Consider the following 26673-nt stretch of genomic DNA (forward strand, 5'->3'; position numbering starts at 1 on the left):
TTCATGCCTTTGCGGGTGAGGAACCCATAACCAACCGGTGGTCCATCCGCAACATCGAACACCCGAAGAGGGCATGGGAAAGGCAACAGGTATTCGACCGAAACGGGTGCCAAGCCGTCCCGACATTGATATAGGATTGCATTTCTTCGGGATCGGCCCGGGAGCCAACGGACTGGAATCGGCGCCAACCCGGACACCAAAGCCGCGCCCGTGCCCAAAACGCCCCGCGCCAAACGACAAGAGGAGTGGACATGATGCGAAAGTTAGTCGCCGGCAATTGGAAGATGAACGGCACTCGCGCCGACGGCGTCGCGCTGGCCCGCGATCTGGCAGGCCGGTATGCAGGTCTGACCGACCCGTCTTTCGACATGCTGATCTGCCCGCCCGCCACATTGCTCGCTCCGGTGGGCGAGGCGATTGCAAAGAGCGGACTCGCTCTCGGCGGACAGGATTGCCACCCCGAGGATAGCGGCGCCTTCACTGGCGACATATCAGCTACAATGCTCGGGGACATAGGAGCACGCTTTGTCATTGTCGGACATTCCGAGCGGCGCCAGAACCATGGCGAATCCGACCACGAGGTTGCCGCCAAGGCCGGGGCAGCCCATCGCGCCGGTTTGACGGCAATCGTGTGCATCGGCGAAACGCTTGAGCAGCGGGATGGAGGCGAGGCTCTGGCGGTCTGTTCGCGCCAGCTCGCCGGCTCCATCCCGTCGACAGCAACCGCCGCCAACACAGTGATTGCCTACGAACCGGTCTGGGCAATCGGCACCGGCAGGGCCGCAACGGCGGACGATGTTTCGCAGGTTCATGATCACCTTCGCGCCGATATTGCCAGCCGCATCGCCGATGCATCTGCCGTGCGACTGCTTTACGGCGGCTCTGTCAAAGCGGCGAATGCGGGGGAACTGATGCAGGTCGCCAACGTTGACGGGGCTCTTGTCGGCGGCGCCAGCCTGAAGGCCGACGAATTCTGGGGAATCGCCAAACACTGTGGTTAACCCGGACCGGGCGAGGTGAAATCCGGGGACCTGCGCCCTGGTGGAGGCCGGGTCCTGAAAATCGGGGTTGGCTTGGCTCACCGGGTTGACTACAACGACACGCGTTGTTGTAGGCTTCGCCGGTTCGGGCGCCGCGGTGAGTGACGTCAGTAAGGCGTCCGGCGGGTCGTGAGCCGAAACCCATCATTCCAAGGAACGGGTGACCGTGTGTCGCAGGTACTCCTGATCATTCATCTTATCGTCGCGCTTTCGCTGGTCGTTTCGATCCTTCTGCAGCGGAGCGAGGGCGGCGGTCTCGGGATCGGCGGCGGTGGCAGCGGCGGTCTGGTTTCCAGTCGTGGATCCGCCAACTTTCTGACGCGGGTGACCGCAGTGCTGGCTGGCGGATTCATGGCGACGAGCCTGACATTGGCGATCCTGGCCAGTCACGGCTCCGAGACCCAGTCCATCGTCCAGCAGATTCCGATGGGCCAAGACGCACCGGCAGAGGCTCCGGCCGATCCTACGGTTCCGCTGAACTAGCAGCGACTGGCGGCTTTTAACCAGGAACGGGCGACTGCCGTTCGATATGCTTCGGCGGAGCGATGATTGCATCACTCCGCTTGTTTTTGTGCGTTTAGCGCTCGAATATGGGATGCCGTCATGACGCGGTATATATTCATCACCGGTGGAGTCGTTTCCTCGTTGGGAAAGGGCTTGGCGGCGGCGGCCTTGGGGGCATTGCTTCAGGCAAGGGGCTACAAAGTCCGATTGCGCAAGCTCGACCCCTATCTGAACATCGATCCGGGCACCATGAGTCCGACGCAGCACGGTGAGGTGTTCGTCACGGACGACGGTGCCGAAACCGACCTCGATCTTGGCCACTACGAGCGCTTTACCGGCGTTGCTGCGCGCCAGGGCGATAATGTGACGACGGGGCGGATCTATTCGACGGTGCTGGCCAAGGAAAGGCATGGCGACTATCTCGGCGCCACGGTGCAGGTCATTCCGCATGTGACGGACGCCATCAAGGAATTCATCCGGTCCGGCGTTACGGACGAGGATTTCATCCTCTGCGAAATCGGCGGGACGGTTGGCGACATCGAAAGCCTGCCCTTCCTCGAAGCCATACGCCAGTTCGGCAATGATGTCGGCGCTGAAAACGCCCTTTTCGTCCATGTGACATTGCTGCCCTATATACCGGCGGCGGGCGAGCTCAAGACAAAGCCGACCCAGCACTCGGTCAAGGAGTTGCTCTCGGTCGGCATTCAGCCGCAGTTGCTGCTATGCCGCGCCGACCGCCCGATCCCGGAAAGCGAGCGGCGCAAGATCGCTCTCTTCTGCAACGTTCGCGAAGGCAGGGTCGTATCGGCCCTTGATGTCGACACGATCTATCAGGTCCCGATCAGCTACCACGAACAGGGATTCGATAAAGAGGTTCTGGACTATTTCGGCCTGCCCAATTCACCGGAACCCGATCTGGATCTCTGGCGAACGATCGTTTCGCGCATCAAGCAGCCGGAAGGCGAAGTGGTCATTGGCGTTATCGGCAAGTACACGGCGTTGCTCGAAAGCTACAAAAGCTTGAACGAAGCGCTGATCCACGGCGGCATTGCGAATAATGTCCGCGTTCGGCTTGAATGGATCGATTCCGAAATTTTCGATACCGAAGACCCGGTCATCCATCTTGAGGGAGTCCACGGCATTCTGGTGCCGGGCGGGTTTGGAGAACGCGGTGCCGAAGGAAAGATGAAGGCAGTACGCTTCGCCCGCGAGAGAGGGGTGCCGTATCTGGGGATTTGCTTTGGCATGCAATTGGCCGTGATCGATTGCGCGCGCAATCTCGCCGGGATTGCCGAGGCATCGTCGACAGAATTCGGGCCGACGTCAGAGCCGATCGTCGGTCTGATGACCGAATGGCAACGCGGCAACAGCGTCGAACATCGATCCGCATCAGAGGATTTCGGTGGGACGATGCGTCTGGGTGCCTACGAAGCGGTGCTCGCGGACGGGAGCCTCGTCAGTGAAATCTACGGCGCCAATCGAATCAGCGAACGACATCGTCACCGTTACGAAGTCAATATTGACTATCGCGATGCACTTGAGGCCGTTGGCATGACATTCTCGGGGCTCTCGCCCGACGGACGCCTGCCGGAAATCATCGAATTCCGCGATCACCCATGGTTTGTTGGCGTTCAGTTTCATCCGGAACTGAAAAGCAAACCGTTCGATCCGCACCCGCTTTTCAGCTCTTTCATCGCAGCGGCAATGAAACAAAGTCGTTTGGTCTAGGCACACGGCGGTAATTGTCCGTCCGCGCGGGCAGGTTCGACACGGAGCAGTTATCATGGTCGAAATGCGCGAAGTATCGGTTGGCAGCGTTACATTCGGCCGGGACCGTCCGTTGGCGCTTATTGCCGGTCCCTGTGCGCTGGAGAGCCGCGACCACGCGCTTCGCACAAGCGGGACGCTTCAGGAAATCGCCGAGCGCCGTGGAATCGGCCTCGTCTACAAGACCTCGTTCGACAAGGCTAATCGAACCAGTGCCCGCGGCTTTCGCGGCCCCGGCATCGACGAGGGTCTGGAGATCCTTGCTGCCGTAAAGGCGGCCACCGGCTTGCCCGTGCTGACCGATGTTCACGAGCCGGGACAATGCGGGCCGGTGGGCGATGTCGTCGATATCCTGCAGATTCCCGCATTTCTCTGCCGCCAGACGGATCTGTTGCTGGCGGCGGCGGCCACAGGCCGGGTCGTGAATATTAAAAAGGGCCAGTTTCTGGCGCCTTGGGACATGACAAACGTTGCAGCAAAGGTTTCAGGTGCGGGTAGTGACCGTATTCTGCTGACCGAACGCGGCGTTTCTTTCGGTTACAATACCCTGATTACCGATATCAGATCGCTTCCGATTATGGCTGATACCGGATACCCCGTGATCTTCGATGCCACTCATTCGGTACAGCAGCCGGGCGGACGGGGGCAGTCGAGCGGCGGCCAACGCGAATTTGTACCCGTTATGGCCCGGGCAGCCGTCGCTGCCGGGGTGGCCGGATTATTTATCGAGACTCATCAGGATCCGGACAGCGCACCGAGCGACGGGCCGAATATGGTACCGCTGAGCGACATGGAGCCGCTGATCCGCCGTCTGCAATCTATCGATGCGGTAGTCAAAGAACAGGATTATTCCGTATAAAGTGCGAGCGACAGCACAAGGCCAGAATAGGAAGAATGCCATGGCAGCAATAATCGACGTTCATGCCCGGGAAATATTGGACAGCCGCGGGAACCCGACGGTAGAGGTCGATGTCGGCCTCGATAGCGGTGCCTTCGGTCGTGCGGCCGTGCCGTCCGGTGCATCGACAGGCGTTCACGAAGCGGTTGAACTGCGTGACGGCGATGCATCACGCTATGGCGGCAAGGGAGTCACGAAAGCAGTCGACTCTGTTAATGGCGAGATATTCGATACCGTCGTTGGCATGGAGGCCAGCGACCAGGGCGCCCTGGATCGGATGCTTATCAACCTGGACGGTACTGAAAACAAGAGCCGACTGGGTGCCAATGCGATGCTGGGCGTGTCCCTCGCCGTCGCCAAGGCTGCGGCCGAAGAAACCGGCCTGCCGTTGTACCGGTATGTCGGCGGGACCTTCGCCCGGACGCTTCCGGTGCCGATGATGAACATCGTTAATGGTGGCGCGCACGCGGATAATCCGATCGATTTTCAGGAATTCATGATCATGCCGGTTTCGGCGCCGTCACTGACGGAAGCCGTACGAATGGGGGCTGAGGTTTTCCATTCCCTGAAGAAGATTCTGAAAGATGCCGGGCACAATACCAATGTTGGCGACGAGGGCGGATTCGCGCCGGCGTTGAAATCCGCCGACGAAGCCCTTCAGTTTATCATGAAGGCCGCAGAGAAAGCCGGCTATCGGCCGGGTGAGGATATTCTGCTGGCATTGGATTCCGCATCGACTGAATTCTACCGCGAGGGGCGCTATCATCTAGAGGGCGAGGGTAAAACCCTCGATGCCGCCGGCATGGTGGCGATGTACACCGATCTCTGCGCCCGCTATCCAATCGCATCGATTGAAGACGGCATGGCGGAGGACGACTGGGATGGCTGGAAGCACCTGACCTCGGAGCTCGGGTCGCGAGTTCAGTTGGTTGGCGATGATCTGTTCGTCACCAATCCAGCCCGTCTGTCGGACGGTATCGAAAAAGGCGTGGCGAATTCGATCCTTGTGAAGGTCAATCAGATCGGCACCTTGACCGAGACGCTTGAGGCCGTCGATATGGCGCACCGGGCCGGATATACGGCCGTGTTCTCTCATCGATCGGGCGAAACGGAGGACGCAACCATCGCGGATCTTGCGGTTGCCACCAATGCCGGACAGATCAAGACCGGATCGCTATCTCGCACCGATCGCGTTGCGAAATACAATCAGCTCATTCGGATCGAGGATGCCCTTGGCGATCTGGCGCGTTTTCCTGGTCGCAAAGCAATAAAAGGGTATGGTGGCTGAGGAACCTGTAGTCGGAGCACAGACACAGCATCTAGGATCAGCGCCAAGCTTGAACGCTAGATGCTGTGTCTGCTGCCCGCAGATTGACTTCGCAATCTAAGTCATTGAAATACCACCAAAAAGCAATTGACGGAAGTGCCGGGGCGTGATCGATTGGTGTGATGATGTCCGCCGCCCGCATGAAACGTTGCCTTCACCCCGTAATCTGGCCCGTAATCGGGCTCGGACTGATCGCCTATTTCCTGATTCATAGCGTCGAGGGCAATCACGGCCTCATCGCGCGAGAGACGCTGATGGATCGCATTATCCGAGCTGAGGCGGCGCTTGGGACATTGAGTTCGGAGCGCCAGGTGCTCGAACGTCGGGCTCGGCGGCTGTCAGCCGCGGCCCTCGATCCGGATATGCTTGATGAGCGCCTGAGGGTGATGCTCAACTATTCTCATCCAAATGAAGTGATAATCTATCGCCAACGCCATTCGGATCACGACGGAAACGCGCCTGTTCGCCAGAACTGAACAATAAGTGCGAATATTAAATATGCGTGATTGTTGCGGTGCAGCAAACGAATTTCATCCAATATAGCCCTTTACCGCTACGCTGATCCTTGCATATTTGGGTTCCTCACGGTATCGCTTGTGTACCCTGCGGATGGCTGAGCATTGACTGCTGCCGCCTCCGCGATACCAATGAGCAGCCTGGAGGATCCCTTGGCCACGACGAAGCGTCGCACATCCGGTCGGTCAAAATCCGGCGATATGAAGGCATCAAAAGAGGACCTTCTTCATTACTATTCCGAAATGTTGCGGATCCGGCGATTCGAGGAAAAAGCCGGCCAACTTTACGGCATGGGATTGATCGGCGGATTTTGTCACCTGTACATAGGGCAGGAAGCGGTCGTCGTCGGCATGCAATCCGCGCAGGAGCCGGCGGACAGCGTCATAACCGGCTATCGCGATCATGGTCATATGCTCGCTTGCGGTATGGACCCCAAGGGTGTCATGGCCGAGTTGACCGGTCGTCGCGGCGGATATTCGAAAGGCAAGGGCGGTTCGATGCACATGTTCTCGCGGGAGAAGAAATTCTTCGGCGGGCACGGTATCGTGGGCGCACAGGTCCCGCTCGGAACCGGATTGGCATTCGCCCACAAATACAACGAGGACGGCGGCGTCAACGTCTGCTACTTCGGCGACGGCGCGGTGAATCAGGGCCAGGTTTACGAGAGCTTCAACATGGCGGCGCTCTGGCATCTGCCCATCGTCTACGTGATCGAAAACAACCAGTACGGCATGGGAACCTCAGTGGCGCGGCATTCGGCCCAGGCCGATCTGTCCAAGCGCGGCCAGGCCTATGGAATCCCCGGACGGCAGATCGACGGAATGGACGTTCTGGCAGTCCACGAAGCCGCCGACGAAGCTCTTGATCATGCGAGATCCGGCAATGGCCCGTATCTGCTTGAGATGCTGACCTATCGGTATCGCGGGCATTCGATGTCGGATCCGGCCAAATACCGCTCGCGCGAGGAACTCGATGAATACCGCTCCAAGCGCGATCCGATCGAACAGGCCAAAAGCCGCCTGATCGACGGCGGTCACGCGACAGAAGACGAGTTGAAGGGGATCGATAAAGAGATCCGGGCCACCATCAACGAAGCGACAGAGTTTGCCCAGCAGAGTCCCGAGCCGGACGAGTCGGAACTCTGGACCGACGTCCTGATCGAAGCCTGATCGACAGGTGGTCGGCCAGCAGCCGCACCAACCCTCGACGCGACCCGATTCCGAATAAGGTGCTTATGGCGCCGGCCTTGAGGCCGCGCCGATTTCCGGAGGAGATCCGATGCCGATCCAAGTCCTGATGCCGGCTTTGTCCCCGACTATGACCGAAGGCACACTTGCCTCATGGCACAAGAAAGAAGGGGACAAGGTCGACATTGGCGATGTCCTCGCCGAGATCGAGACCGACAAAGCGACAATGGAAGTCGAAGCGGTCGATGAAGGCACAGTGGGCAAAATCCTGATCGAAGAAGGAACGGAAGGGGTTGCGGTCAATACGCCCATCGCCCTCTTGCTGGGTGAGGGTGAAAGCCCGGACTCTCTGGATCAGGCCGCCAAATCGCCGCCGAGCGGAACCGACGCCAGCGGCAAGGGGAAGGATGAAGCTGCTCCGGCCGCTTCCGCCGAGGCCCCGCCTGCCCAGGCGAAGTCGTCGCCGGCTTCGGATGGCGGGGATGCTGTCGACGATGACGCTGCGGATGAAGCGGAGGCCGCGTTCTACAAGGAAACATCGCGGGTAACCCTGCGGGAAGCATTGCGCGATGCCATGGCGGAAGAGTTGCGCCGCGATGGCAAGGTCTTTCTGATGGGCGAGGAGGTCGCAGAGTACGAAGGTGCCTACAAGGTAACGCAGGGCCTCCTGAAGGAATTCGGCCCCAAGCGCATCATCGATACCCCGATTACCGAGCATGGCTTCGCCGGCCTTGGGGTCGGAGCGGCCTTCGGAAAACTGCGTCCGATCGTGGAATTCATGACCTTCAACTTCGCCATGCAGGCGATGGACCAGATCATCAATTCTGCCGCCAAGACGCTGTACATGTCCGGTGGCCAGATGGGCTGTCCCATCGTATTCCGCGGGCCCAATGGCGCTGCTTCGCGCGTTGCTGCGCAACACAGCCAGGATTACGCCGCCTGGTACAGCCAGGTGCCTGGCCTGAAGGTGGTGTCGCCGTATTCCGCCGGTGACGCCAAAGGGCTCCTCAAGGCTGCCATTCGCGATCCTAATCCGGTGGTCTTTCTGGAAAACGAGATGCTCTATGGGCAATCGTTCGATGTGCCCACCGATGCTGATTTCATGGTCCCGATCGGGAAAGCCAAAGTCGTCCGCAAGGGCACCGACGTCACGTTGGTCGGATACTCCATCATGGTCGGCCGCGCCCTCGAAGCAGCGGATGCACTGGCGGAAGAGGGCATCGAAGCCGAAGTCATCGACCTTCGCACGATTCAGCCGATGGATGTCGATACGATCATCCGGAGCGTGAAAAAGACCAACAGGATCGTTACCTGCGAAGAAGGCTGGTCCTTTGCCGGTATCGGCGCCGAAATCGGAGCGCAGGTCATGACCCACGCTTTCGACTACCTCGATGCGCCGGTGGCCCGGGTGGCACAGAAGCCGGTTCCGCTGCCATATGCCGCCAATCTGGAGAAAATGGCGCTTCCGCAGGTCGCCGGGATCGTCGATGCCGCCAAATCCGTCTGCTACCGATGAGCGTCTTTCGCCCGTCATCACGCTGAACCGAGAACGACCGGCCGTATTGCCCGCGCCGGGTGCCCAGGGAGAATTCGATGCCGACCAACATCCTCATGCCGGCGCTGTCGCCGACCATGACTGAAGGAACATTGGCGACTTGGCACAAGAACGAGGGAGACAAGGTCGAAATCGGCGACGTCATCGCCGAGATCGAGACCGATAAGGCTACCATGGAAGTGGAAGCTGCCGACGAGGGCGTGATGGGTAAGATCCTTGTCTCCGCCGGCACCGAAGGCGTCCCTGTCAACGAACCTATTGCCATTCTTCTCGAAGAGGGCGAGGACGCCTCGGCGCTCGACCAGGCACCCGATCCGTCCGGTGGTGCCAAAGCGCAGTCGCCACAGTCGGAAGGCGGCAACGGCAAGCCGGAAGAGAGCGGGGCCGCGGACAGCAATGCCGGTGGCTCGTCGGGCGAAACGCCACCGCCTCGAAACAATGCCGGAGCGGATCCGGGCGGCAAGGCGCCACCGGCGCCGAAGACATCCGAAGGCAAGAGAGTCCTGTCGAGCCCGCTGGCACGGCGGATCGCTGAGGGTGCCGGGATCGATCTGACAGCCCTGAAGGGATCCGGCCCCGGTGGTCGCATCGTCCGCGCGGATGTCGAGCAGGCCATCGAACGCGGCACCGCTGCCAAACCCAGGCCAGAAACGGCACCAGCTGAAGCAGAAAAGGCGCCGGCTTCAGCGCAGGCGGGGCCCAAGGCAGCCGGCACTGGCCCTGATCCCCGGCAGCTCGCCACTGCTTACGGAATCCCGTTTACCGAGCAGAAAGTCAGCCAGATGCGCAAGGTCATTGCGCGTCGCCTGACGGAGAGCAAACAGACGGTCCCGCATTTCTACCTGACGGTCGATTGCCAACTGGACGCACTGCTGAAGCTGCGCAAGGAGCTGAATGCGCAGGGTGAGGAGGCGGGCATCAAGCTGTCGGTCAATGACCTCATCATCAAAGCGGTCGCTGCAGGTCTGAAGAAAGTGCCGGCGGCGAATGCCGCCTGGGCCGAAGATGCCATTCTTCTTTACGACCGTGCCGATATCTCGGTCGCAGTGGCGACGGAATCGGGCCTCATTACGCCGATCATCAAGGACGCCGGAAGCAAGGGGCTGGGCACGATCTCGTCGGAGATGAAGGACCTGGCGAAGCGCGCACGCGACAACAAGCTGAAGCCCGAAGAATTTCAGGGCGGCACGTTTTCGATTTCCAATCTGGGTATGTACGGCATCTCCGATTTTGCAGCCATCATCAATCCGCCCCAGGGTTGCATCCTCGCCGTCGGCAAGGGTGAGCAGCGGCCGGTCGTCAAGGATGGGGCGCTGGCCGTCGCAACAGTTATGACATGCACCCTGTCCGTCGATCATCGGGTTGTCGACGGGGCGATCGGCGCGGAGTTTCTGCAGGCATTCCAGGCACTGGTCGAGAATCCGCTAGGGTTGATGCTGTAGACCGAACCCCGAGGTCCGTCGCGCCTCGAACGAGATAACGATCGACCGGCGGGCGCATTCGGCGCCGCCGCCGGCTCACGGACGGAGGTTATTGGGACATGGCTGAGACGAAGTTCGATCTGGTGGTCGTCGGCGGCGGTCCGGGTGGTTATGTCGCCGCCATCAGGGCGTCGCAGCTCGGCATGAAAGTCGGTCTGGTTGAGCGCGAACATTTGGGCGGGATTTGCCTGAACTGGGGCTGCATCCCGACGAAGGCGCTGTTGCGCAGTTCCGAAATCATGGGAATCCTGAACCATCTCGACGAATTCGGGTTCAGCGCCAAGGATATCAGCTTCGACATCAAGAAGGTGGTCAAACGGTCGCGGGCGGTGGCCGGCCAGCTTAGCGGCGGCGTGAAGCAACTGCTGAAGAAGAACAAGGTCACTGTCTTCGATGGCCATGGCAAATTGGCCGGTGGCGGGAAGGTCGCCGTCGAAAAGGATGGAAAAACGACCGAGACGCTTGAGGCAAAGCATATCGTTCTCGCGACAGGGGCAAGAGCAAGATCGCTGCCCGGCATGGAACCGGACGGCAAGTCCATCTGGACGTACAAAGAGGCCATGGTGCCCGAAACAATGCCGAAATCGGTGCTGGTTGTGGGTTCGGGCGCGATCGGTATCGAATTTGCCAGCTTCTACCGCACCATGGGGGCCGAAGTGACGGTCGTCGAAATGGTGGATCGCATTCTCCCGGCCGAGGATATCGAGATCGCCAATTTTGCCCAGAAGGCGTTCAAGAAGCAGGGCATGAAGATCTATACCGGTGCGAAGACGGAAAAAATCGAGAAGACGAACGACGGCGTGAAGGCGACAATCTCGGTTGGCGGCAAGACGGAAAGCATTACGGCTGAAAAGGTTGTCATGGCCGTCGGTATCGTCGGCAACACTGAAGATATCGGCCTCGACAAGACGAAGGTGAAGGTCGACCGCGGCCACGTCGTCGTTAATGAATGGCTGGAAACAGACGAGCCCGGCGTATACGCCATTGGCGATCTGGCCGGCCCGCCGTGGCTTGCTCACAAGGCAAGCCACGAGGGTGTAATCTGCGTCGAGAAGATCGCCGGCGTAAAGGATGTCCACCCGCTCGATGTCGACGGAATTCCCGGCTGCACATATTGTCAGCCACAGATTGCCAGCGTCGGCATCACCGAACAGCAGGCAAAAGACCAGGGCTATGAGGTCAAGGTCGGGCATTTCCCCTTCATCGGTAACGGCAAGGCGATCGCTCTTGGCGAACCCGAGGGGATGGTGAAGACCGTTTTCGACGCCAAGACCGGCGAATTGCTCGGCGCTCATATGATCGGCGCCGAAGTCACGGAGCTGATCCAGGGTTATGGTATTGCCAAGACCCTGGAAACGACCGAGACCGATCTGATGCATACGGTCTTCCCGCATCCGACGCTGTCGGAAATGATGCATGAAAGTGTGCTGGACGCCTATGGTCGGGCGATCCATTATTAAGGTACCGAGGGGAGTGATCAGCGGCGAGGCAGGTCCGGCTATGCTGGCGACAATTGCTGGCAGACCCGGCCGCGTATCGCCGCTTCTCCGCCGTACCGTTTGAAAAGGCTGATACCATGACTGTCACCGATGTGGTGAAACACCGTCATCCCGAGAAGCGCAACCGGCCGGACAATCCGATTCAGCGCAAACCTTCGTGGATTCGTGTCAAGGCTCCCACGTCGAAACAATACCAGAGCACCCGCAAACTGATGCGGGAGCTGGATCTCGTCACGGTTTGTGAAGAAGCGGCCTGCCCCAATATCGGGGAGTGCTGGTCCAAGGGTCACGCCACCGTGATGATCCTGGGGTCGGTATGTACGCGGGCTTGCGCGTTCTGCAATGTCGCGACCGGCCGGCCGGATCAGGTCGATCCGCACGAACCCGAGCACATTGCCGAGATGGTCGAACGTGTCGGCCTTCGGCATATCGTCATCACATCTGTCGACCGTGATGATTTGTCCGATGGCGGGGCGCGGCATTTCGCTGATGTCATCGGCGCCGTCCGCGACCGGGCGCCAGATACGACTATCGAAATCCTGACTCCGGATTTCCGCGGCAAACGTGGCGCCCTCGAGATCGTGGTCGAGGCTCGCCCCGACGTTTTCAACCACAATCTTGAGACTGTCCCCAGGCTTTATCCCGGCATTCGTCCGGGCTCGCGGTATTTCACCTCGCTGAAGTTGCTGGCCGAGGTAAAAGAGATCGATCCGGCCATCTTCACCAAGTCCGGCATCATGGTCGGACTGGGCGAAGCGAAGGAGGAGGTCTATCAGGTGATGGACGACCTGCGCGCAGCGGATGTCGATTTCATGACGATCGGGCAGTATCTTCAGCCGACGCCCAAGCATGCGCGTGTCGACCGGTTCGTCGAGCCGGACGAATTCTCGGCCTATGAGGGCGTCGCCCGCGGGAAGGGTTTCTTGCTGATTTCCGCTTCTCCACTGACGCGTTCGTCATACCACGCCGACAGCGACTTCGCACGCCTTCGGGCGGCCAGGGAGGCAAAGCTCTCGGGCTTGCCCTCCATGAATCTGGTCGACCTGATCGACGGCGCCGCGGAATAGCGGAGCGGAGCTTTTGCCGCATGAAACGATCGAGCGGGTTCTGCCCTACGGCTGTGACCTGCTCATCGGCATCGTCATGGATGTCGGTCGATACCCCGACTTTCTCAAATGGGTCCGCTCTGCTCGGGTCCGTCGAAAGGGGAACGACCAGATCGACGCCGATTTGCTGATCGGACACAAACTGTTTACGGCGCCCGTATCAGCCAACCTGGTTCGATGCGACAACGGCAGGATCGAGATCCGCTACCTTCGTGGACCAGTCAGGGATTTTTCGAGCACGTGGCTCATCCAGCCTGTTCAGGGTCGGGAGACTGATGCCCCATACACTGAACCCCCAGACACTGACGTCGAAGGCAGCGGCGGCGTCGCTTCGCGAGTACGCGTCACTGTCGATATCAAGCCAGGTCTGATCCAGGCGCCAATCATCAATGGTCTCTTTGACCGAGGCATGGTTCGGCTCGTTGAAGCATTTGAGGCGCGTGCCCATGCGCTGCATGGATCAGAGCCCGGCTGGAATGGCGGACCGGAAGGAACGGGTCAGGTCGATGCGGCAGTGCGCTCCAGCAACTGAAGCGCATAAAGTGTAGCCGCAGAGCGTATGTCCGAACGATCACCCGAAAACACGAAACGCTCGGTTGTGACCGGAAATCCACTTCGACCGGCGCCGAACCAGACGAGCCCAACCGGCTTTTCAGTCGTGCCACCGCCGGGCCCGGCAACTCCAGTAATGGAAATCGTCAGGCCGGCGCGCGACCGATCCAGGGCTCCCTCGGCCATAGCGGCCGCGACCTCCTGACTTACGGCGCCATGACTGGCGATCAGTGTGCGGTCGACCCCCAGCATTTCGGTCTTGGCGTCGTTGGAATAGGTAACGAAGCCGCGATCGACGACGGAAGACGATCCCGCCACTGACGTCAGGCTAGCGGCAACCAGGCCGCCCGTACAGCTCTCGGCCGTAGCAACCATGGTTCCGGCACGCCGGCAAATCTCCAGAACTCTCGCCGCGGCGGTCAAAGCCTCGTCGTCGATCGTCGTAGCGGCGCACATTCGCCCACTCCGTTCGCAGCATCACCAGGTCTCGAATATTCCGGGCGCAATCAGATAGATGATACATAGCGCCAGGCCGGCATAGACGCCAGCGATCAGATCGTCGGTCATGATACCGATGCCGCCGGTCAGCCGACGGTCAGCCCAGTCGCAAGGCCAAGGCTTCAGAATATCGAAAATTCGGAACGCGATGAATGCGATCACCAGTCCCGTCGGCCCGACCGCCTCTGGAACGCCAGCAAGCGCCACCAACATGGCCAGTGTCAGCCACTGACCTGCAATCTCGTCAATGACGACGGCGCCGGGGTCTTTGCCGCCACCGTGATATTCGATGTAGTTGCCGGCCATGGCGCCCGCGACGGTGACGACCAGTATCGCGGCCGACAGGGCATAGATCTGACCGGCACCAACGATGAACCACGCCAGCGGCAGGGCGACCAGTGAAGCAGCTGTCCCGGGCCCCCAGCGCCACAGCCCAACGCCGCCGACAGTGGCGATCATCACCCAGATGTTGGATAGCGGCAGGGCGCCGGGCGATGGTCGCAGAAATACGTAGCGTCCCCTGGGCATGCAGATGTCCAATCTCAAGTCTGTTTCCGGCCGAGAACGACCATCGCCATGGCCGCAATGCCTTCTCCCCGTCCGGTAAACCCGAGCCGCTCGGATGTTGTCGCCTTGACCGACACCCATTCGGCATCCAGCTCGGCGACGGCTGCCAGACGCGCTCGGAGCGCGTCGCGGTGAGGCCCGATGCGGGGCAGTTCGCAAATGATCGTAACGTCGATTTGTTCCGGCCGGTAGCCGCGAAGGGCGGCGCGTTCAATGGCCGTCTCCAGGAACTGCACGCTGTCAGCGCCGCGCCAATGTGGATCGGTGGGTGGAAAATGGCTTCCGATATCCGCATCGGCCATCGCGCCCAGGACTGCATCGGTCACGGCATGGAGCGCGACATCGGCGTCCGAATGGCCGGACAGACCAAAGGGCGCAGGAATGACGACGCCACAAAGGGTTACGCTGTTTCCCGGACATGTCCTGTGAACATCGAACCCCTGTCCGAAGCGCCGGATCGGTGCCGCTGTGGCCGTTTCGCCCTGAAAGTGAGGAATCGTCGGTAACATATTGGGTTCGCGAAGAAAAACCTTGGCAAGTGCCAGATCTTCCTCAACTGTTATCTTTATGTTGTCCATGCGGTCGGGGACATGGCCGACCCGAAGTCCTGCGGCTTCGGCTACGGCGGCATCGTCTGTCAATCGGCGGCCTGCCGCTTCACGATGTGCTGTCAGGATCCTGTCGAACCGAAATCCCTGCGGCGTCTGTGCCCGATAGAGGCCTGCGCGGTCGACCGTCTGCTGAATGATGCCGGAATCGGTGACGGCTTTCAGGGTATCGGTGACCGGCATGGCAGCGATCGCGCCGTCCAGCTCGCCCGCAACGGCCCCAATTACGGCTTCGATCGTTGGTCGGCGGACAAGCGGCCTCACACCATCATGGATTAACACCATCGTCGGTGGGTCGGACGCGCGGGCCAGGCTTTCCAGCCCCGCCAATACCGACGCCTGGCGGTCGGCGCCGCCATCAACAATGGACAGGACAGCCCCGGCGGGGTTCAGTCCGTCCAGGGCCATTGCCGTCATGTCCCGGTGAACAGGATCGACGACGACGACAATGCGGCTGATGCCTTCAACCGGCAGAAACGCCTCGACCGTGCGGCGCAGAACAGGGCGGCCCGCCAGATCGCGGAATTGCTTCGCTATGGCGCCGCCGAACCGTTCTCCCCGGCCGGCTGCCACAATGATGACGCTACAGGACGGTCGGGATTTCGATTGGCAGGTTTCTTCCGCGACGTTGCTCATAAAGGCTTCCAGTCGTTCGGACAATCAAAGCATTGGTATTCGGGGTCGCAGGCCCCGAGACTCCTGGTTCAAAAATGGGATAGACCGCGATACGGCCGCTGGCAAGGACCGAGACAATTTGACGAGAACGCCGCCGCGGCAGACCGGCCGTTACGGAAGAATTTCGATTCACGCTTTGATTCAGTAGCAAACCCTGCTAACTTTGCCTAATTTTGGGGCACTATATGGAGTTGCCTAATTCATGGGCATAACGCTCAATCCTGTTCATATAGGCGACATAGGCGTGGATCCGCCTGTGTTTCTGGCACCCATGTCCGGCGTCACGGATCAGCCGTTCCGCGCAATTGTCAAGAAGCTGGGTGCGGGGCTCGTCATCTCCGAGATGATTGCCAGCCACGAGATGGTGCGTGCCGCGCGGGCCAGTATGCGCACCAGCACCGATTGCGGCGACGAATATCCGATGGCGGTTCAGCTGGCCGGCTACGACCCGGCGATCATGGCCGAAGCGGCACGGCTCAACGTCGATCGCGGCGCAGCGATCATCGACATCAATTTTGGCTGCCCGGCCCGAAAGGTCGTCACGAAGCAGTGCGGATCGGCACTGATGCGGGAACCCGCCCTGGCTGCCTGCATCGTGGACGCTGTAGCCAGGGCGGTCGACGTTCCGGTAACGGTCAAGATGCGGCTCGGCTGGGATGACAGCGACCTGAACGCGCCTGATCTGGCCGCCCGTTGCGAGCGGGCCGGTGCGCGGATGATTACCGTCCACGGCCGCACTCGTTGCCAGTTATATACCGGGACCGCCGACTGGGCAGCAATCCGGCCGACGGTCGATGCGGTGTCGGTACCCGTGATCGTGAATGGGGATATCGACGGTCCGGCCTCCATAGACCGCGCCCTGCAGGCCAGCGGTGCAGCGGGCGTGATGATCGGCCGAGCCGTCCAGGGCCGCCCCTGGCGGTTGGCCCAGGCCGGCGCCTATCTTCGGACCGGCGTCTGGCCTGCCGACCCCGACCTTTCCATGCGCCGGGACATCGTGTTGCAGCATTATGAAGCGATACTCGCTCACTATGGTTCGAGCAAAGGAATAAGAATCGGACGTAAGCATCTGGGATGGTACGTCAACGGACTGCCGAATGCCGCCGACGCCCGTCGCTTGTTCAACACACTCGAAGACTCGCAGGCGGTACTGGAGACGGTGTCGGCGGTGTTCGACGCGGCGATCGGAGCTGGACTGGACAATGAGAGTCTACCCGTTCAGGACGCTTCGACAGTAGGTGAAGATAGCGGCATAAATGCCCGAGCGAACACGAGGAAGGTCGCATGACCGACGATACCGGGGCGGGTGCGGCAGTCCGATCGTCGGGAAAAACGCAGCACTCGGCCATATCGATCCTGAATTCGTTGCCCGAGCCGGTGCTGGTCGTCGATCTCGACTTCAGTGTTCGGTTCGTAAATTTCGCGGCACAGCATTTTTTCGACGCCAGCGATGCCCAGATGACCGGACACAAGCTGGACCATTGGCTGCCCGGCGATAACCCACTGTTCAGCCTTATCAGGCAGGCAATCAGCGATGGCGGCAGCGTTTCGGAGTACGGCGTCACCCTGGAGAGTCCGCGGATTGGTCGGCATGACACGACGATCACGGTCGGACCGGTCGAGGCGGCCAGCGCCGGCGAGGCGGCGGGAAACACCGCCAATAAAACCGCGGTCGTTCTGATTCACAGCGCCTCGATCGCCCGGAGGATCGACAACCAGCTGACCCATCGGGGTGCTGCGCGGTCGGTCACCGCCATGGCTGCAATGTTGGCGCATGAAGTCAAGAACCCCTTGTCTGGCATCCGTGGCGCTGCGCAGCTGCTGGAGGCCACCGCGTCGCCGGAGGACCGGTCGCTCACCCGCCTGATCTGCGACGAGGCCGACCGGATTGTCGCTCTGGTCGACCGGATGGAAGTTTTCGCCGACGGTCGACCGGTCGAACGGTCGGCCGTTAATATCCATGCGGTGCTGGAGAGAGTCAGAGGGGTTGCGCAGAACGGGTTTGGACGGCGCGTGAGGTTCATTGAACGCTATGACCCGTCGTTGCCCGCCGTGCACGGGAACCATGACCAGCTTGTCCAGGTGTTTCTGAACCTTGTGAAGAACGCCTGCGAGGCGGCGCCGGTCAAAGGAGGCGAGGTCACATTGACCACCTCGTTCCAGCACGGTGTCAGCATCGTCGTGCCGGGGACGGGAAGCCGGATGCAGCTGCCACTGGTCGTATCGGTACAGGACAACGGCGCCGACGGTATACCGGACGATATCCGCCCACATCTGTTCGACCCGTTCGTGACGACCCGGACCAATGGAACGGGGCTCGGATTGGCGCTCGTGGCCAAGATCGTCGACGATCACGGCGGCGTCATCGAACTGGACGGTACCGCCCGTCAGACGACGTTTCGCGTATTCCTGCCCATGTATACCCAGCGGCGCCATCGACATAACGGCGACGATGAGCGGCACCCGGCGGAAACGACCGCGCTTTCCGATGAACCGTCACGCTTCCCGGAGAACTAGACGATGGCGACACCCACGATTCTGGTAGCCGACGACGACAAGGCGATCCGGACGGTGCTGGTACAGGCGTTGAACCGGAACGGGTATGACGTACGAACGACAGGCCATGCCGCAACCCTGTGGCGCTGGGTGCAGGATGGGGAAGGCGATCTCGTCATCACCGATGTGGTGATGCCCGACGAAAACGGTCTCGACCTTATCCCGCGGATGAAACGGATCCGTCCCGACCTGCGTGTCATCGTGATGAGCGCGCAGAATACGCTGCTGACCGCGGTCAAGGCGACCGAGCGCGGCGCCTTTGAGTATCTGCCGAAGCCATTCGACCTGGGCGAGCTGGTGAATGTGGTCAAACGCGCGCTCAAGACGCCTGCCGCCCCTGCTGCGGCCGGCGGTGGAGGCGAAGGCGAAGATGACGAGCAGCTTCCGCTGATCGGGCGTTCGCCGGCCATGCAGGAAATCTACCGCGTCATGGCCCGGCTCATGGGGACCGATCTGACGGTGATGATCACCGGAGAGAGCGGAACCGGCAAGGAGCTGGTTGCCCGCGCATTGCACGACTACGGCAAGCGCCGCAACGGCCCCTTCGTTGCGATCAACATGGCCGCCATTCCCCGCGACCTGATCGAGTCCGAACTGTTCGGCCACGAAAAAGGCGCCTTCACCGGGGCCACGGTGCGATCCACCGGCCGTTTCGAGCAGGCCCAGGGGGGGACGCTTTTCCTGGACGAGATCGGCGATATGCCGATGGAAGCGCAGACGAGGCTTCTGCGCGTCCTGCAGGAGGGAGAATATACCACCGTTGGCGGCCGCGTGCCGATCCGTGCCGATGTCCGCATCGTGGCCGCGACACATCGCGACCTCCGCCATGCGATTCAGCAAGGCGATTTCCGCGAGGATCTATTCTATCGCCTCAATGTCGTACCGATCCGGTTGCCGCCGCTGCGGGAGCGTGTTGAAGACATTCCCGCACTGGTCCGGCATTTCCTGAACAGCGCCAACAACGAAGGCCTTCCGACCAAGAGCATCGATCCGCCGGCCATGGAGCGCCTGAAAATGTACAGGTGGCCGGGCAATGTCCGGGAACTGGAGAATGTGATCCGCCGGTTGTCGGCCCTGTATAATCAGGAGAGCATCGGCGCCGATATCATCGATATGGAACTTGCGGAAGCACCGCCTCCAGCCGAAGACGGCACAGCGCCGCCGGCAAGCGAGGGATTGTCCGGTGCCGTCGACCGTCACCTGCGTGACTATTTCGCTGCTCATGAGGGCGAGCTGCCCGCAGACGGCCTTTACGACCGGGTGCTGCAGGAGATCGAGCGGCCGTTGATCACACTGTGCTTGTCCGCCACGAAGGGCAATCAGATCAGGGCGGCGCAGTTGCTCGGCCTCAATCGCAACACATTGCGCAAGAAAATTCGCGAGATGAATATCGAGGTCGTCCGCGGGCTCAAATAGCGTTGCGCGCGACGCAGACGGCAGGTATCCACTGACAGGCAGGTGAGGGCGCGAGCGGGGATCGTGCCTGTGGCGATGCGCTGTGCTACCGATAAGGTTTCCGCCCCGGCAGTAGTGTCCGGTAACCTGCCCCATCCGGTCGGTTTGACCGGGACCGAACCACCGCCGGCCCTTTGGAATTATTGGAAGTCTGTTGTCCATGGCGAGTGGCGCCGATACCGACAAGCGTATTCCGCAGGGTCATTCCCTGCGTCTGGCGTGGCGCGACCTGGTCCGCTGGTCGTCGCGGCTTGGGCTGGGCAACAAATTCGCGCTTGCCCTGATGGTCGCGGCCGTTCTGGCCGGATTGGCCACCTATGCCGCGCTGACCGAGGGTACGTCACTCAACCGCGATACGGACACGATCAACTTCCTCCTCAACCTCGATCTGTTCATACTGCTATTGCTTGGGGCGGTGATCGCGCGGCGCGTGGCCATCCTGTGGGGACAGCGGCGGCAGGGGCTGGCGGGTTCGCGCCTGCATGTGCGGGTTGTGGCGCTGTTCAGCGTTGTGGCCGTTGCGCCGGCGATCCTGATGGCGACCTTCTCGCTGCTATTCTTCCATGCCGGCCTGCAATCCTGGTTCTCTGACCGGGTCTCCACCGCCGTCAATGAAAGCCTCTCGGTGGCCCAGGCCTATCTGGAGGAACATCAGCAAACACTGCGGGCCGATGCGCTTTCGATGGCCAACGATATCAATCGCGAGGCGGAACGCCTTGCGGTCGATTCAGCGTTTTTCAATCAGTTCGTTACCACACAGGCCATTCTCCGGAACCTCACCGAGGCTCTGGTCTTCGATTCGTCCGGCGAAACCCTGGCCCGTTCAAACCTGACCTTTGCGCTCCAGTTCGAACCCATTCCCGAAGACATTCTGTCCGACGCCCGCAATGGCGACGTCCGGCTGATGCCGACGGACAGCGATGACCGGGTCCGCGCGCTGATCCGGCTCGACCGGTTCGACGACGCATTTCTGCTGGTGGGCCGCCTGGTCGAAGCCAGCGTCATCGGCCATATGGAACGCGCGGAAACTGCTGTTGCCGAGTATCGGGAGCTGGAGGGGCGGCGGTCGACCCTTCAGATCACCTTCACGCTGATTTACGCTGTCGTTTCGCTGCTTCTGCTCATGGTCGCCGTCTGGCTGGCGCTGGTCTTTGCCGACCGGCTGGTCGCGCCCGTCAGCGCATTGATCGTCGCGGCGGAGCGCGTACGCAGCGGCGATCTTGCTGCCAGGGTGACGCCGACGGCCAGCGGTGACGAACTCTCCGATCTCGGCCGGGCTTTCAACCGCATGACCAGCCAGCTGGAAAGCCAGCGGTCCGAACTGATCGAAGCCAACCGCCAGCTCGATCACCGCCGGCGCTTTACCGAGACCGTTCTTTCAGGTGTGTCCGCAGGGGTGCTTGGCGTCGACGAAGGCGGTGTGGTCAATCTGCCCAACCGATCGGCAACGGAGCTGCTGGGCCTCGACCTGGAGAATATCCTCGGCGCACGATTGACCGATATTGTCCCGGAAATCGACGACCTGCTGGCGACCGCGCGGCGCCAGAACCGTCTGGCCGAAGGCAATATCAGGATCTACAGGAACGGGGAATTGCGCACGCTGCTGGTCCGGATCGCGGCCGAAAGACTGGACGGCCGGGTGCGCGGATACGTCGTCACCTTCGACGATATCACAGAGCTTCTGGCCGCGCAGCGAAAAGCGGCTTGGGCCGATGTGGCCCGACGCATCGCGCACGAGATCAAGAATCCGCTGACGCCGATCCAGCTGTCGGCGGAAAGACTGAAGCGGCGCTATCTGAGACAAATTGATAACGATCCCGAAACGTTTTCGCGGTGTATCGAGACTATCGTCCGCCATGTTGGGGATATCGGCCGCATGGTCGATGAGTTTTCGTCGTTTGCACGGATGCCGGCGCCAGTTATCGAGCCGATCGATATCGTCGATCTGACGGGGCAGGCGGCGTTTCTGCAGAAGACCGCCCGCCCGGATATTAATTTCGAAACCGAAACGGAAGAAGATGCTGTTATCGTGGCTTGCGACGGCCGCCAGATATCCCAGGCCATGACCAATCTGCTGCAGAATGCGATCGATGCGATCGATGCACGCCTTGAACAGCAGTCGGAAGGAGAGGCAATCGTTCCCCGGATCCGGATCAGGGTCGACGACGCGGGCGACGCCATAACAGTGTCGTTCATCGACAACGGACGGGGATTGCCGACGGATGAAAGGGATCGGTTGACGGAACCCTACGTTACAACGCGGGACAAGGGCACAGGCCTTGGCCTTGCGATTGTGAAGAAAATAATGGAAGACCATGGTGGCCGGCTTGTTCTCGAAGACAATTCGGAGGAAAAGGGCGCTATCGTGCGAATGGTCTTCCCCAAGATCGAGACCCCGGCACCGGCACGTGAAATTGACCCGCAGGGCCCGGAAGGTGAGAATGACGGTCCGACCAGAACCGGCCCGGATTCCGATGATGACTGACCACACGCAGAATTGCGCCGGCCTTGGCGCCTCGGGCGAGATCGGCACGAATAATGACCCCTTCAGGGGCGAACAACGGATGTCTCATGGCGCATGATATTCTGGTCGTCGACGACGAAGCGGATATCCGCATGCTCATCTCGGGCATTCTCGAGGATGAAGGATATGCCGCGCGGGAAGCCGGAACGTCGGAACAGGCACTCAATCAACTTGCCGCCCGTCAGCCGACCCTCGTGATCCTCGACGTCTGGCTTCAGGGCAGCGAGATGGACGGTCTGGGAATTCTGGATCGTGTCCGTTCCGACTATCCGCAGGTCCCGGTCGTCATGATCAGCGGCCACGGCAATATCGAGATGGCCGTCGACGCAATCAAGCGCGGCGCTTACGATTTCATCGAGAAGCCGTTCAAGACCGATCGCCTGTTGCTGATGGTCGATCGGGCCATCGAAGCGGCCCGCCTCCGCCGCGAGAACGCGGAGCTGCGGCTTCGCTCCGGCAAGGACGGAGAGCTGGTCGGTGAGTCGGCGGCCATGATGCAGCTGAAGCAACAGATCAACCGCGTTGCACCGACCGGAAGCCGCGTTCTCATCACAGGGCCGGCCGGAACGGGCAAAGAGGTCGTAGCCAGAATGCTGCACGGACTTTCCAAGCGCCGGGATGGTCCGTTCGTCGTTCTGAACTGCGCCGCGCTCCATCCGGACCGCCTCGAAGAAGAACTCTTCGGCAGCGAACACGATGACCGCAGACGCGCCGGGACTCTGGAATCCGCTCACGGCGGCACGCTCCTGCTGGATGAGGTGGCGGATATGCCGCTGGTGACGCAGGGCAAGATCGTCAGAATGCTGCAGGAGCGGAGTTTCACGCGGGTAGGCGGCATTCAGACTGTCGAGGTCGATGTCCGTGTAATCGCGTCCTCGAACAGGGACCTTGTCGAAGCGATCAAGGACGGCACATTCCGCGAGGATCTGTACTATCGGCTAAACGTCGTGCCCATTCATGTCCCGCCGCTTGTCGACCGCAAGGAAGACATCCCGTCGCTTGCCCGGCATTTCATGGCGCGCAACGCCGAGATGCAGGGACTGCCGCCACGCGACATCGGCGAAGACGCAATGGCCGCGCTCAGGTCCTACGACTGGCCCGGCAATGTCCGCCAGTTGCGCAATGTCATGGATTGGCTGCTGATCATGGCGGGGCCGGAGGGGTCCGGGGCGATCAGGGCCGACATGCTGCCGCCGGAAATCGGCGCAATCGCACCCGACGTCCTGAAATGGGAGAAGGGAGGCGAAATCATGGGGTTGGCGCTGCGCGAAGCCCGGGAAGTGTTCGAGCGCGAATACCTTCTGGCCCAGATAACGCGCTTCAATGGCAATGTCAGCCGGACGGCTGAATTCGTCGGAATGGAGCGTTCCGCCCTGCATCGCAAACTGAAAAGTCTTGGCGTCAACCCGGCAACGGTGTCGACCGCGGCGCCCGGCACCATTCCGCCGGCTCTGTCGGATCAGTCCGACGAACGGGTCTGACAGCGCTCGTGACCGATGTGCCGACCAGAAACACACCCAAAGGTATTGACCCATGAAGGTCGTCATCTGCGGCGCCGGGCAGGTCGGCGCCAATATCGCCCGGTATCTTGCCACCGAGAACAACGACGTCACGGTCATCGACCGTGAGTCGCGGCTGACCAAGAAAATCTCGGACACGCTGGACGTACAGGCACTCGTTGGTCATGCCTCAAGCCCCACCATTCTGGAACAGGCAGGTGCGGCCGACGCGGATCTGCTCGTCGCGGTAACACAGAGCGACGAGGTCAATATGGTCGCCTGTCAGGTGGCGCATTCGCTGTTCAGCGTGCCAACCAAGATCGCGCGGATTCGCAATCAGTCTTATCTGCGGCCGATCTGGGCCGATCTTTTCAGCCGCGAGAATATTCCGATCGATCATGTGATCTCGCCGGAGATCGAGGTCGCCCGCGCGATCGCGAGACGCCTTCAGGTACCCGGAGCCTTCGAGATGATCCCCCTGGCCGACGGTATGGTACGGGTTCTCGGCGTCCTTTGTGCCGACGATTGTCCCATCATCAACACGCCGCTTCGCCAGTTGACCAGCCTGTTTCCGGATCTGAACATAGAGGTCGTGGCGATCGTTCGTGGGAATCGCCCCATCATACCCGATGCCAATGACCAGATGTTTCCGGGTGATGAAGTCTATTTCGTCGCCGACTCCCGTCATGTTGGCAGAGCGATGGCCGCTTTCGGGCACGAGGAGTCGGAAGCCCGGCGGATCGTGATCATCGGGGGCGGCAATGTCGGCTTGTTCCTGGCGCAAGAGATCGAGGCGAATTACCCCGGGGTCACGGCGCGTATCGTCGAGGAGAACGAGGATCGTGCGGCCTACATTGCCCAAACGCTGTCCCGAACGCTCGTCCTGACCGGCGACGGTCTCGACACGGAACTGCTTGAGGAAGCGAATATCGGTGTCACCGAGACCGTGGTGGCGGTTACCAACGACGACGAAGTCAATATTCTCGCCTCACTGCTTGCAAAGAAGCACGGTAGCCAGCGCGCGGTCACACTCGTGAACAATACCGACGTTTACGGGTCGCTGATCACCGGACTGGGGGTGGACGCCGTTGTCAGTCCCCGGGCGATAACGGCATCGGGCATTCTGCAGCACGTAAGGCGGGGCCGGATCAAAGCTGTTCACTCGCTGCGCGACGGTTTCGCCGAGATCATAGAGGCTGAAGCCCTGGACACATCCAGCCTGGTGAACATGCCGATCAAGGACATCAGGCTGCCGGTGGGCGTTATCATCGGCGCTGTGGTTCGCGGCGACGACGTGATCATCGCCAGGCCGAAGACCGTCATCAGGCCCCATGACCGCGTGATCCTGCTTTCCGCCAGCGCCTCGGTGAAAAAAATCGAGAAGATGTTCGCTGTACGACTGGAATTCTTCTGATAACTCCGGCTACACAGTGCGCTCAAGACTGCGCCTTTCGACACGGCTTGCGCCGTGAACCGTCCCGCCAAAGGGGAGCTTCGACGAAGATGCCACGTTTCGCTTACGTCAATGGCCGCTATGTTCCGCACGGCGACGCCGCCGTCCACATCGAGGACCGGGGTTTTCAGTTCGCCGACGGCGTCTACGAGGTGGTGAGCATTCATCGGGGCCGTCTTGTCGACGAAGCAGGACACCTGGATCGGCTGGAGCGGTCGTTGAATGAACTGCGCCTCCAGGCGCCGATGACACGCCGGGCGCTCGCGCTGGTCATGCGTGAACTGATCCGCCGCAATCGTCTGCACAACGGGCTGATATATCTGCAGATTACCCGCGGAGTCGCACCAAGGGACTTCAAATTCCCCAAGGGGGTCGCCCCGACGCTCGTCATGACGACGAAACGCAACGCGCGGGCGCCTGCCGCCACTCTGCGCGACGACGAAGGCGTCAGCGTCGTCTCGATTCCCGACATTCGCTGGAAACGCCGCGACATCAAGACGGTCGCGTTGCTGCCTCAGGCACTGGGCAAGCAACAGGCCGCCGACGCCGGGGCCTTCGAGGCCTGGCAGGTCGATGACGACGGGAATGTCACCGAAGGGTGTTCTTCCAACGCCTGGATCGTCACCAAGGACGGTGTTCTGGTGACCAGACCGGCCACCAATGACATCCTCAACGGCATCACTCGGCGTTCGGTCCTGGCGATCGCGGCCCGAGAGGGATACGAATTCCAGGAGCGCCCCTTTTCCGTGGCCGAGGCTCAGGAAGCACGGGAGGCATTCCTTACCAGTGCAACGACCTATGTCACCCCGATCACGCGCATTGACGGGCAACCCGTTGCCAACGGCCATCCAGGTTCGCTGTCGTCCGCCCTGCGCGGACACTATGTCGCATTCGCGGAATCCGACCGCGCGGAGCTTTATATTGCCGGGTAGGGCAAATTGAAGCGGACCGACGCCGGATAGGCCCAGAGCCTGACGCTGTCCTTCTTCGGCGGCTGACGTTAACGCCGGGGCTTTAGCCCCTTGGCGTCGGGTTCGCCCGTCACCATATCGCTTTGGAAATGGGTCGTTTCACCTGAATCGGTTCGCCAGACCGGCTAACAACCTCCGGGTGACAGATCGGCAGTCATCCACTACAAACCATCGGGGTCAACTGATGTCTGAAAAAAATCAGAACGTACAAGACGTATTTCTTAACTATTGTCGAAAGCAAAAGACACCGGTGACCATTTTTCTTGTAAATGGGGTTAAATTGCAAGGAATTATAACCTGGTTCGATAATTTTTCGGTCCTGCTCAGGCGCGATGCCCACTCACAGCTTGTATACAAGCACGCCATCTCGACTGTAATGCCGGCACACCCCATTCAACTGTTCGAAACCGCCAAGGAAGAGGAAGAGGCCTGAAC

Annotated in this window: 23 protein-coding genes; 20 read left to right on the plus strand and 3 right to left on the minus strand. The window is 60.8% G+C overall.

What is annotated here, in order from left to right:
* The first annotated feature begins 245 nt into the window (after window positions 1-245).
* The 12 genes from tpiA to ABZ728_RS11685 all read left to right on the plus strand — a co-directional run bounded on the left by tpiA (window position 246) and on the right by ABZ728_RS11685 (window position 13412).
* Window positions 246-1001 carry a triose-phosphate isomerase gene (tpiA, locus tag ABZ728_RS11630; RefSeq protein ID WP_366656292.1) on the plus strand — a complete coding sequence of 252 codons (756 nt, stop codon included), beginning with the start codon at window positions 246-248 and terminating at the stop codon, window positions 999-1001.
* 207 nt (window positions 1002-1208) lie between these two features.
* Window positions 1209-1523, plus strand: coding sequence for a preprotein translocase subunit SecG (gene secG / locus ABZ728_RS11635; protein ID WP_366656293.1), 315 nt, complete (start codon window positions 1209-1211; stop codon window positions 1521-1523).
* A gap of 120 nt (window positions 1524-1643) precedes the next feature.
* Window positions 1644-3272 (plus strand): CTP synthase, encoded by a 1629-nt coding sequence (locus ABZ728_RS11640; protein ID WP_366656294.1) that lies wholly within the window; start codon window positions 1644-1646, stop codon window positions 3270-3272.
* A gap of 55 nt (window positions 3273-3327) precedes the next feature.
* Window positions 3328-4170, plus strand: coding sequence for a 3-deoxy-8-phosphooctulonate synthase (kdsA, locus tag ABZ728_RS11645; RefSeq protein ID WP_366656295.1), 843 nt, complete (start codon window positions 3328-3330; stop codon window positions 4168-4170).
* Between the two features lie 40 nt (window positions 4171-4210).
* Window positions 4211-5497: a phosphopyruvate hydratase gene (gene eno / locus ABZ728_RS11650; protein WP_366656297.1), complete on the plus strand. Its 1287-nt coding sequence runs from the start codon at window positions 4211-4213 to the stop codon at window positions 5495-5497.
* Window positions 5498-5661: 164 nt separating this feature from the next.
* Window positions 5662-6012 carry a septum formation initiator family protein gene (locus ABZ728_RS11655; RefSeq protein ID WP_366656299.1) on the plus strand — a complete coding sequence of 117 codons (351 nt, stop codon included), beginning with the start codon at window positions 5662-5664 and terminating at the stop codon, window positions 6010-6012.
* 240 nt (window positions 6013-6252) lie between these two features.
* Window positions 6253-7221 (plus strand): pyruvate dehydrogenase (acetyl-transferring) E1 component subunit alpha, encoded by a 969-nt coding sequence (pdhA, locus tag ABZ728_RS11660; RefSeq protein ID WP_366656300.1) that lies wholly within the window; start codon window positions 6253-6255, stop codon window positions 7219-7221.
* Between the two features lie 109 nt (window positions 7222-7330).
* Window positions 7331-8755, plus strand: a complete 1425-nt coding sequence (locus ABZ728_RS11665; RefSeq protein ID WP_366656301.1) for a pyruvate dehydrogenase complex E1 component subunit beta — start codon at window positions 7331-7333, stop codon at window positions 8753-8755.
* Window positions 8756-8832: 77 nt separating this feature from the next.
* On the plus strand, window positions 8833-10236 hold the full coding sequence (locus ABZ728_RS11670) for a pyruvate dehydrogenase complex dihydrolipoamide acetyltransferase (RefSeq protein WP_366656302.1): 1404 nt from the start codon (window positions 8833-8835) through the stop codon (window positions 10234-10236).
* Between the two features lie 98 nt (window positions 10237-10334).
* Window positions 10335-11735 (plus strand): dihydrolipoyl dehydrogenase, encoded by a 1401-nt coding sequence (gene lpdA, locus ABZ728_RS11675; protein WP_366656304.1) that lies wholly within the window; start codon window positions 10335-10337, stop codon window positions 11733-11735.
* Window positions 11736-11851: 116 nt separating this feature from the next.
* Window positions 11852-12841, plus strand: coding sequence for a lipoyl synthase (lipA, locus tag ABZ728_RS11680; protein WP_366656305.1), 990 nt, complete (start codon window positions 11852-11854; stop codon window positions 12839-12841).
* Window positions 12842-12917: 76 nt separating this feature from the next.
* Window positions 12918-13412, plus strand: coding sequence for an SRPBCC family protein (locus ABZ728_RS11685; protein WP_366656306.1), 495 nt, complete (start codon window positions 12918-12920; stop codon window positions 13410-13412).
* Here ABZ728_RS11685 and ABZ728_RS11690 read toward each other — a convergent pair.
* From ABZ728_RS11690 to ispD, 3 genes are read right to left on the minus strand one after another with little or no spacing between them, the layout of a single operon-like run.
* Entirely contained in the window at window positions 13379-13888 is a 510-nt protein-coding gene (locus ABZ728_RS11690) for a nicotinamide-nucleotide amidohydrolase family protein (RefSeq protein WP_366656307.1), read from the minus strand. The genes ABZ728_RS11685 and ABZ728_RS11690 overlap by 34 nt on opposite strands.
* 21 nt (window positions 13889-13909) lie before the next feature.
* Window positions 13910-14458, minus strand: coding sequence for a phosphatidylglycerophosphatase A (locus tag ABZ728_RS11695; protein WP_366656309.1), 549 nt, complete (start codon window positions 14456-14458; stop codon window positions 13910-13912).
* Between the two features lie 14 nt (window positions 14459-14472).
* Window positions 14473-15741, minus strand: a complete 1269-nt coding sequence (ispD, locus tag ABZ728_RS11700) for a 2-C-methyl-D-erythritol 4-phosphate cytidylyltransferase (RefSeq protein WP_366656310.1) — start codon at window positions 15739-15741, stop codon at window positions 14473-14475.
* A 241-nt stretch (window positions 15742-15982) separates the two neighbouring features.
* Here ispD and dusB point away from each other — a divergent pair, with 241 nt between their 5' ends.
* From dusB to hfq, 8 genes are all read left to right on the plus strand, one after another.
* Window positions 15983-17068: a tRNA dihydrouridine synthase DusB gene (gene dusB, locus ABZ728_RS11705; protein ID WP_366656311.1), complete on the plus strand. Its 1086-nt coding sequence runs from the start codon at window positions 15983-15985 to the stop codon at window positions 17066-17068.
* Window positions 17065-18297 carry an ATP-binding protein gene (locus tag ABZ728_RS11710; RefSeq protein WP_366656312.1) on the plus strand — a complete coding sequence of 411 codons (1233 nt, stop codon included), beginning with the start codon at window positions 17065-17067 and terminating at the stop codon, window positions 18295-18297. The genes dusB and ABZ728_RS11710 overlap by 4 nt, the downstream gene beginning before the upstream one ends.
* 3 nt (window positions 18298-18300) lie before the next feature.
* Entirely contained in the window at window positions 18301-19752 is a 1452-nt protein-coding gene (ntrC, locus tag ABZ728_RS11715) for a nitrogen regulation protein NR(I) (RefSeq protein ID WP_366656313.1), read from the plus strand.
* Between the two features lie 199 nt (window positions 19753-19951).
* Window positions 19952-22276: a PAS domain-containing sensor histidine kinase gene (locus tag ABZ728_RS11720; protein WP_366656314.1), complete on the plus strand. Its 2325-nt coding sequence runs from the start codon at window positions 19952-19954 to the stop codon at window positions 22274-22276.
* 86 nt (window positions 22277-22362) lie between these two features.
* A complete protein-coding gene (locus tag ABZ728_RS11725) occupies window positions 22363-23796 on the plus strand; it encodes a sigma-54 dependent transcriptional regulator (protein ID WP_366656316.1) in 1434 nt (477 codons plus the stop codon).
* A gap of 52 nt (window positions 23797-23848) precedes the next feature.
* On the plus strand, window positions 23849-25228 hold the full coding sequence (gene trkA / locus ABZ728_RS11730; RefSeq protein WP_366656317.1) for a Trk system potassium transporter TrkA: 1380 nt from the start codon (window positions 23849-23851) through the stop codon (window positions 25226-25228).
* Between the two features lie 89 nt (window positions 25229-25317).
* The gene (locus ABZ728_RS11735; protein ID WP_366656318.1) at window positions 25318-26199 is read left to right on the plus strand and encodes a D-amino-acid transaminase; all 882 of its coding nucleotides are present in this window, start codon (window positions 25318-25320) and stop codon (window positions 26197-26199) included.
* Between the two features lie 220 nt (window positions 26200-26419).
* Window positions 26420-26671 (plus strand): RNA chaperone Hfq, encoded by a 252-nt coding sequence (gene hfq, locus ABZ728_RS11740; RefSeq protein ID WP_366656760.1) that lies wholly within the window; start codon window positions 26420-26422, stop codon window positions 26669-26671.
* The last annotated feature ends 2 nt before the right edge of the window (window positions 26672-26673 follow it).

Origin of the sequence: Fodinicurvata sp. EGI_FJ10296 (genome assembly GCF_040712075.1) — a bacterium.
GTDB lineage: Bacteria > Pseudomonadota > Alphaproteobacteria > DSM-16000 > Inquilinaceae > JBFCVL01.

What these genes read in the sequence shown, in the direction of transcription:
- ABZ728_RS11640 (WP_366656294.1), top strand. Translation starts at nt 1,644, where the DNA reads ATGACGCGGTATATATTCATCACCGGTGGAGTCGTTTCCTCGTTGGGA.
- kdsA (WP_366656295.1), top strand. Translation starts at nt 3,328, where the DNA reads ATGGTCGAAATGCGCGAAGTATCGGTTGGCAGCGTTACATTCGGCCGG.
- eno (WP_366656297.1), top strand. Translation starts at nt 4,211, where the DNA reads ATGGCAGCAATAATCGACGTTCATGCCCGGGAAATATTGGACAGCCGC.
- ABZ728_RS11655 (WP_366656299.1), top strand. Translation starts at nt 5,662, where the DNA reads ATGTCCGCCGCCCGCATGAAACGTTGCCTTCACCCCGTAATCTGGCCC.
- pdhA (WP_366656300.1), top strand. Translation starts at nt 6,253, where the DNA reads ATGAAGGCATCAAAAGAGGACCTTCTTCATTACTATTCCGAAATGTTG.
- ABZ728_RS11665 (WP_366656301.1), top strand. Translation starts at nt 7,331, where the DNA reads ATGCCGATCCAAGTCCTGATGCCGGCTTTGTCCCCGACTATGACCGAA.
- ABZ728_RS11670 (WP_366656302.1), top strand. Translation starts at nt 8,833, where the DNA reads ATGCCGACCAACATCCTCATGCCGGCGCTGTCGCCGACCATGACTGAA.
- lpdA (WP_366656304.1), top strand. Translation starts at nt 10,335, where the DNA reads ATGGCTGAGACGAAGTTCGATCTGGTGGTCGTCGGCGGCGGTCCGGGT.
- lipA (WP_366656305.1), top strand. Translation starts at nt 11,852, where the DNA reads ATGACTGTCACCGATGTGGTGAAACACCGTCATCCCGAGAAGCGCAAC.
- ABZ728_RS11685 (WP_366656306.1), top strand. Translation starts at nt 12,918, where the DNA reads ATGGATGTCGGTCGATACCCCGACTTTCTCAAATGGGTCCGCTCTGCT.
- ABZ728_RS11690 (WP_366656307.1), bottom strand. Translation starts at nt 13,888, where the DNA reads ATGTGCGCCGCTACGACGATCGACGACGAGGCTTTGACCGCCGCGGCG.
- ABZ728_RS11695 (WP_366656309.1), bottom strand. Translation starts at nt 14,458, where the DNA reads ATGCCCAGGGGACGCTACGTATTTCTGCGACCATCGCCCGGCGCCCTG.
- ispD (WP_366656310.1), bottom strand. Translation starts at nt 15,741, where the DNA reads ATGAGCAACGTCGCGGAAGAAACCTGCCAATCGAAATCCCGACCGTCC.
- dusB (WP_366656311.1), top strand. Translation starts at nt 15,983, where the DNA reads ATGGGCATAACGCTCAATCCTGTTCATATAGGCGACATAGGCGTGGAT.
- ABZ728_RS11710 (WP_366656312.1), top strand. Translation starts at nt 17,065, where the DNA reads ATGACCGACGATACCGGGGCGGGTGCGGCAGTCCGATCGTCGGGAAAA.
- ntrC (WP_366656313.1), top strand. Translation starts at nt 18,301, where the DNA reads ATGGCGACACCCACGATTCTGGTAGCCGACGACGACAAGGCGATCCGG.
- ABZ728_RS11720 (WP_366656314.1), top strand. Translation starts at nt 19,952, where the DNA reads ATGGCGAGTGGCGCCGATACCGACAAGCGTATTCCGCAGGGTCATTCC.
- ABZ728_RS11725 (WP_366656316.1), top strand. Translation starts at nt 22,363, where the DNA reads ATGGCGCATGATATTCTGGTCGTCGACGACGAAGCGGATATCCGCATG.
- trkA (WP_366656317.1), top strand. Translation starts at nt 23,849, where the DNA reads ATGAAGGTCGTCATCTGCGGCGCCGGGCAGGTCGGCGCCAATATCGCC.
- ABZ728_RS11735 (WP_366656318.1), top strand. Translation starts at nt 25,318, where the DNA reads ATGCCACGTTTCGCTTACGTCAATGGCCGCTATGTTCCGCACGGCGAC.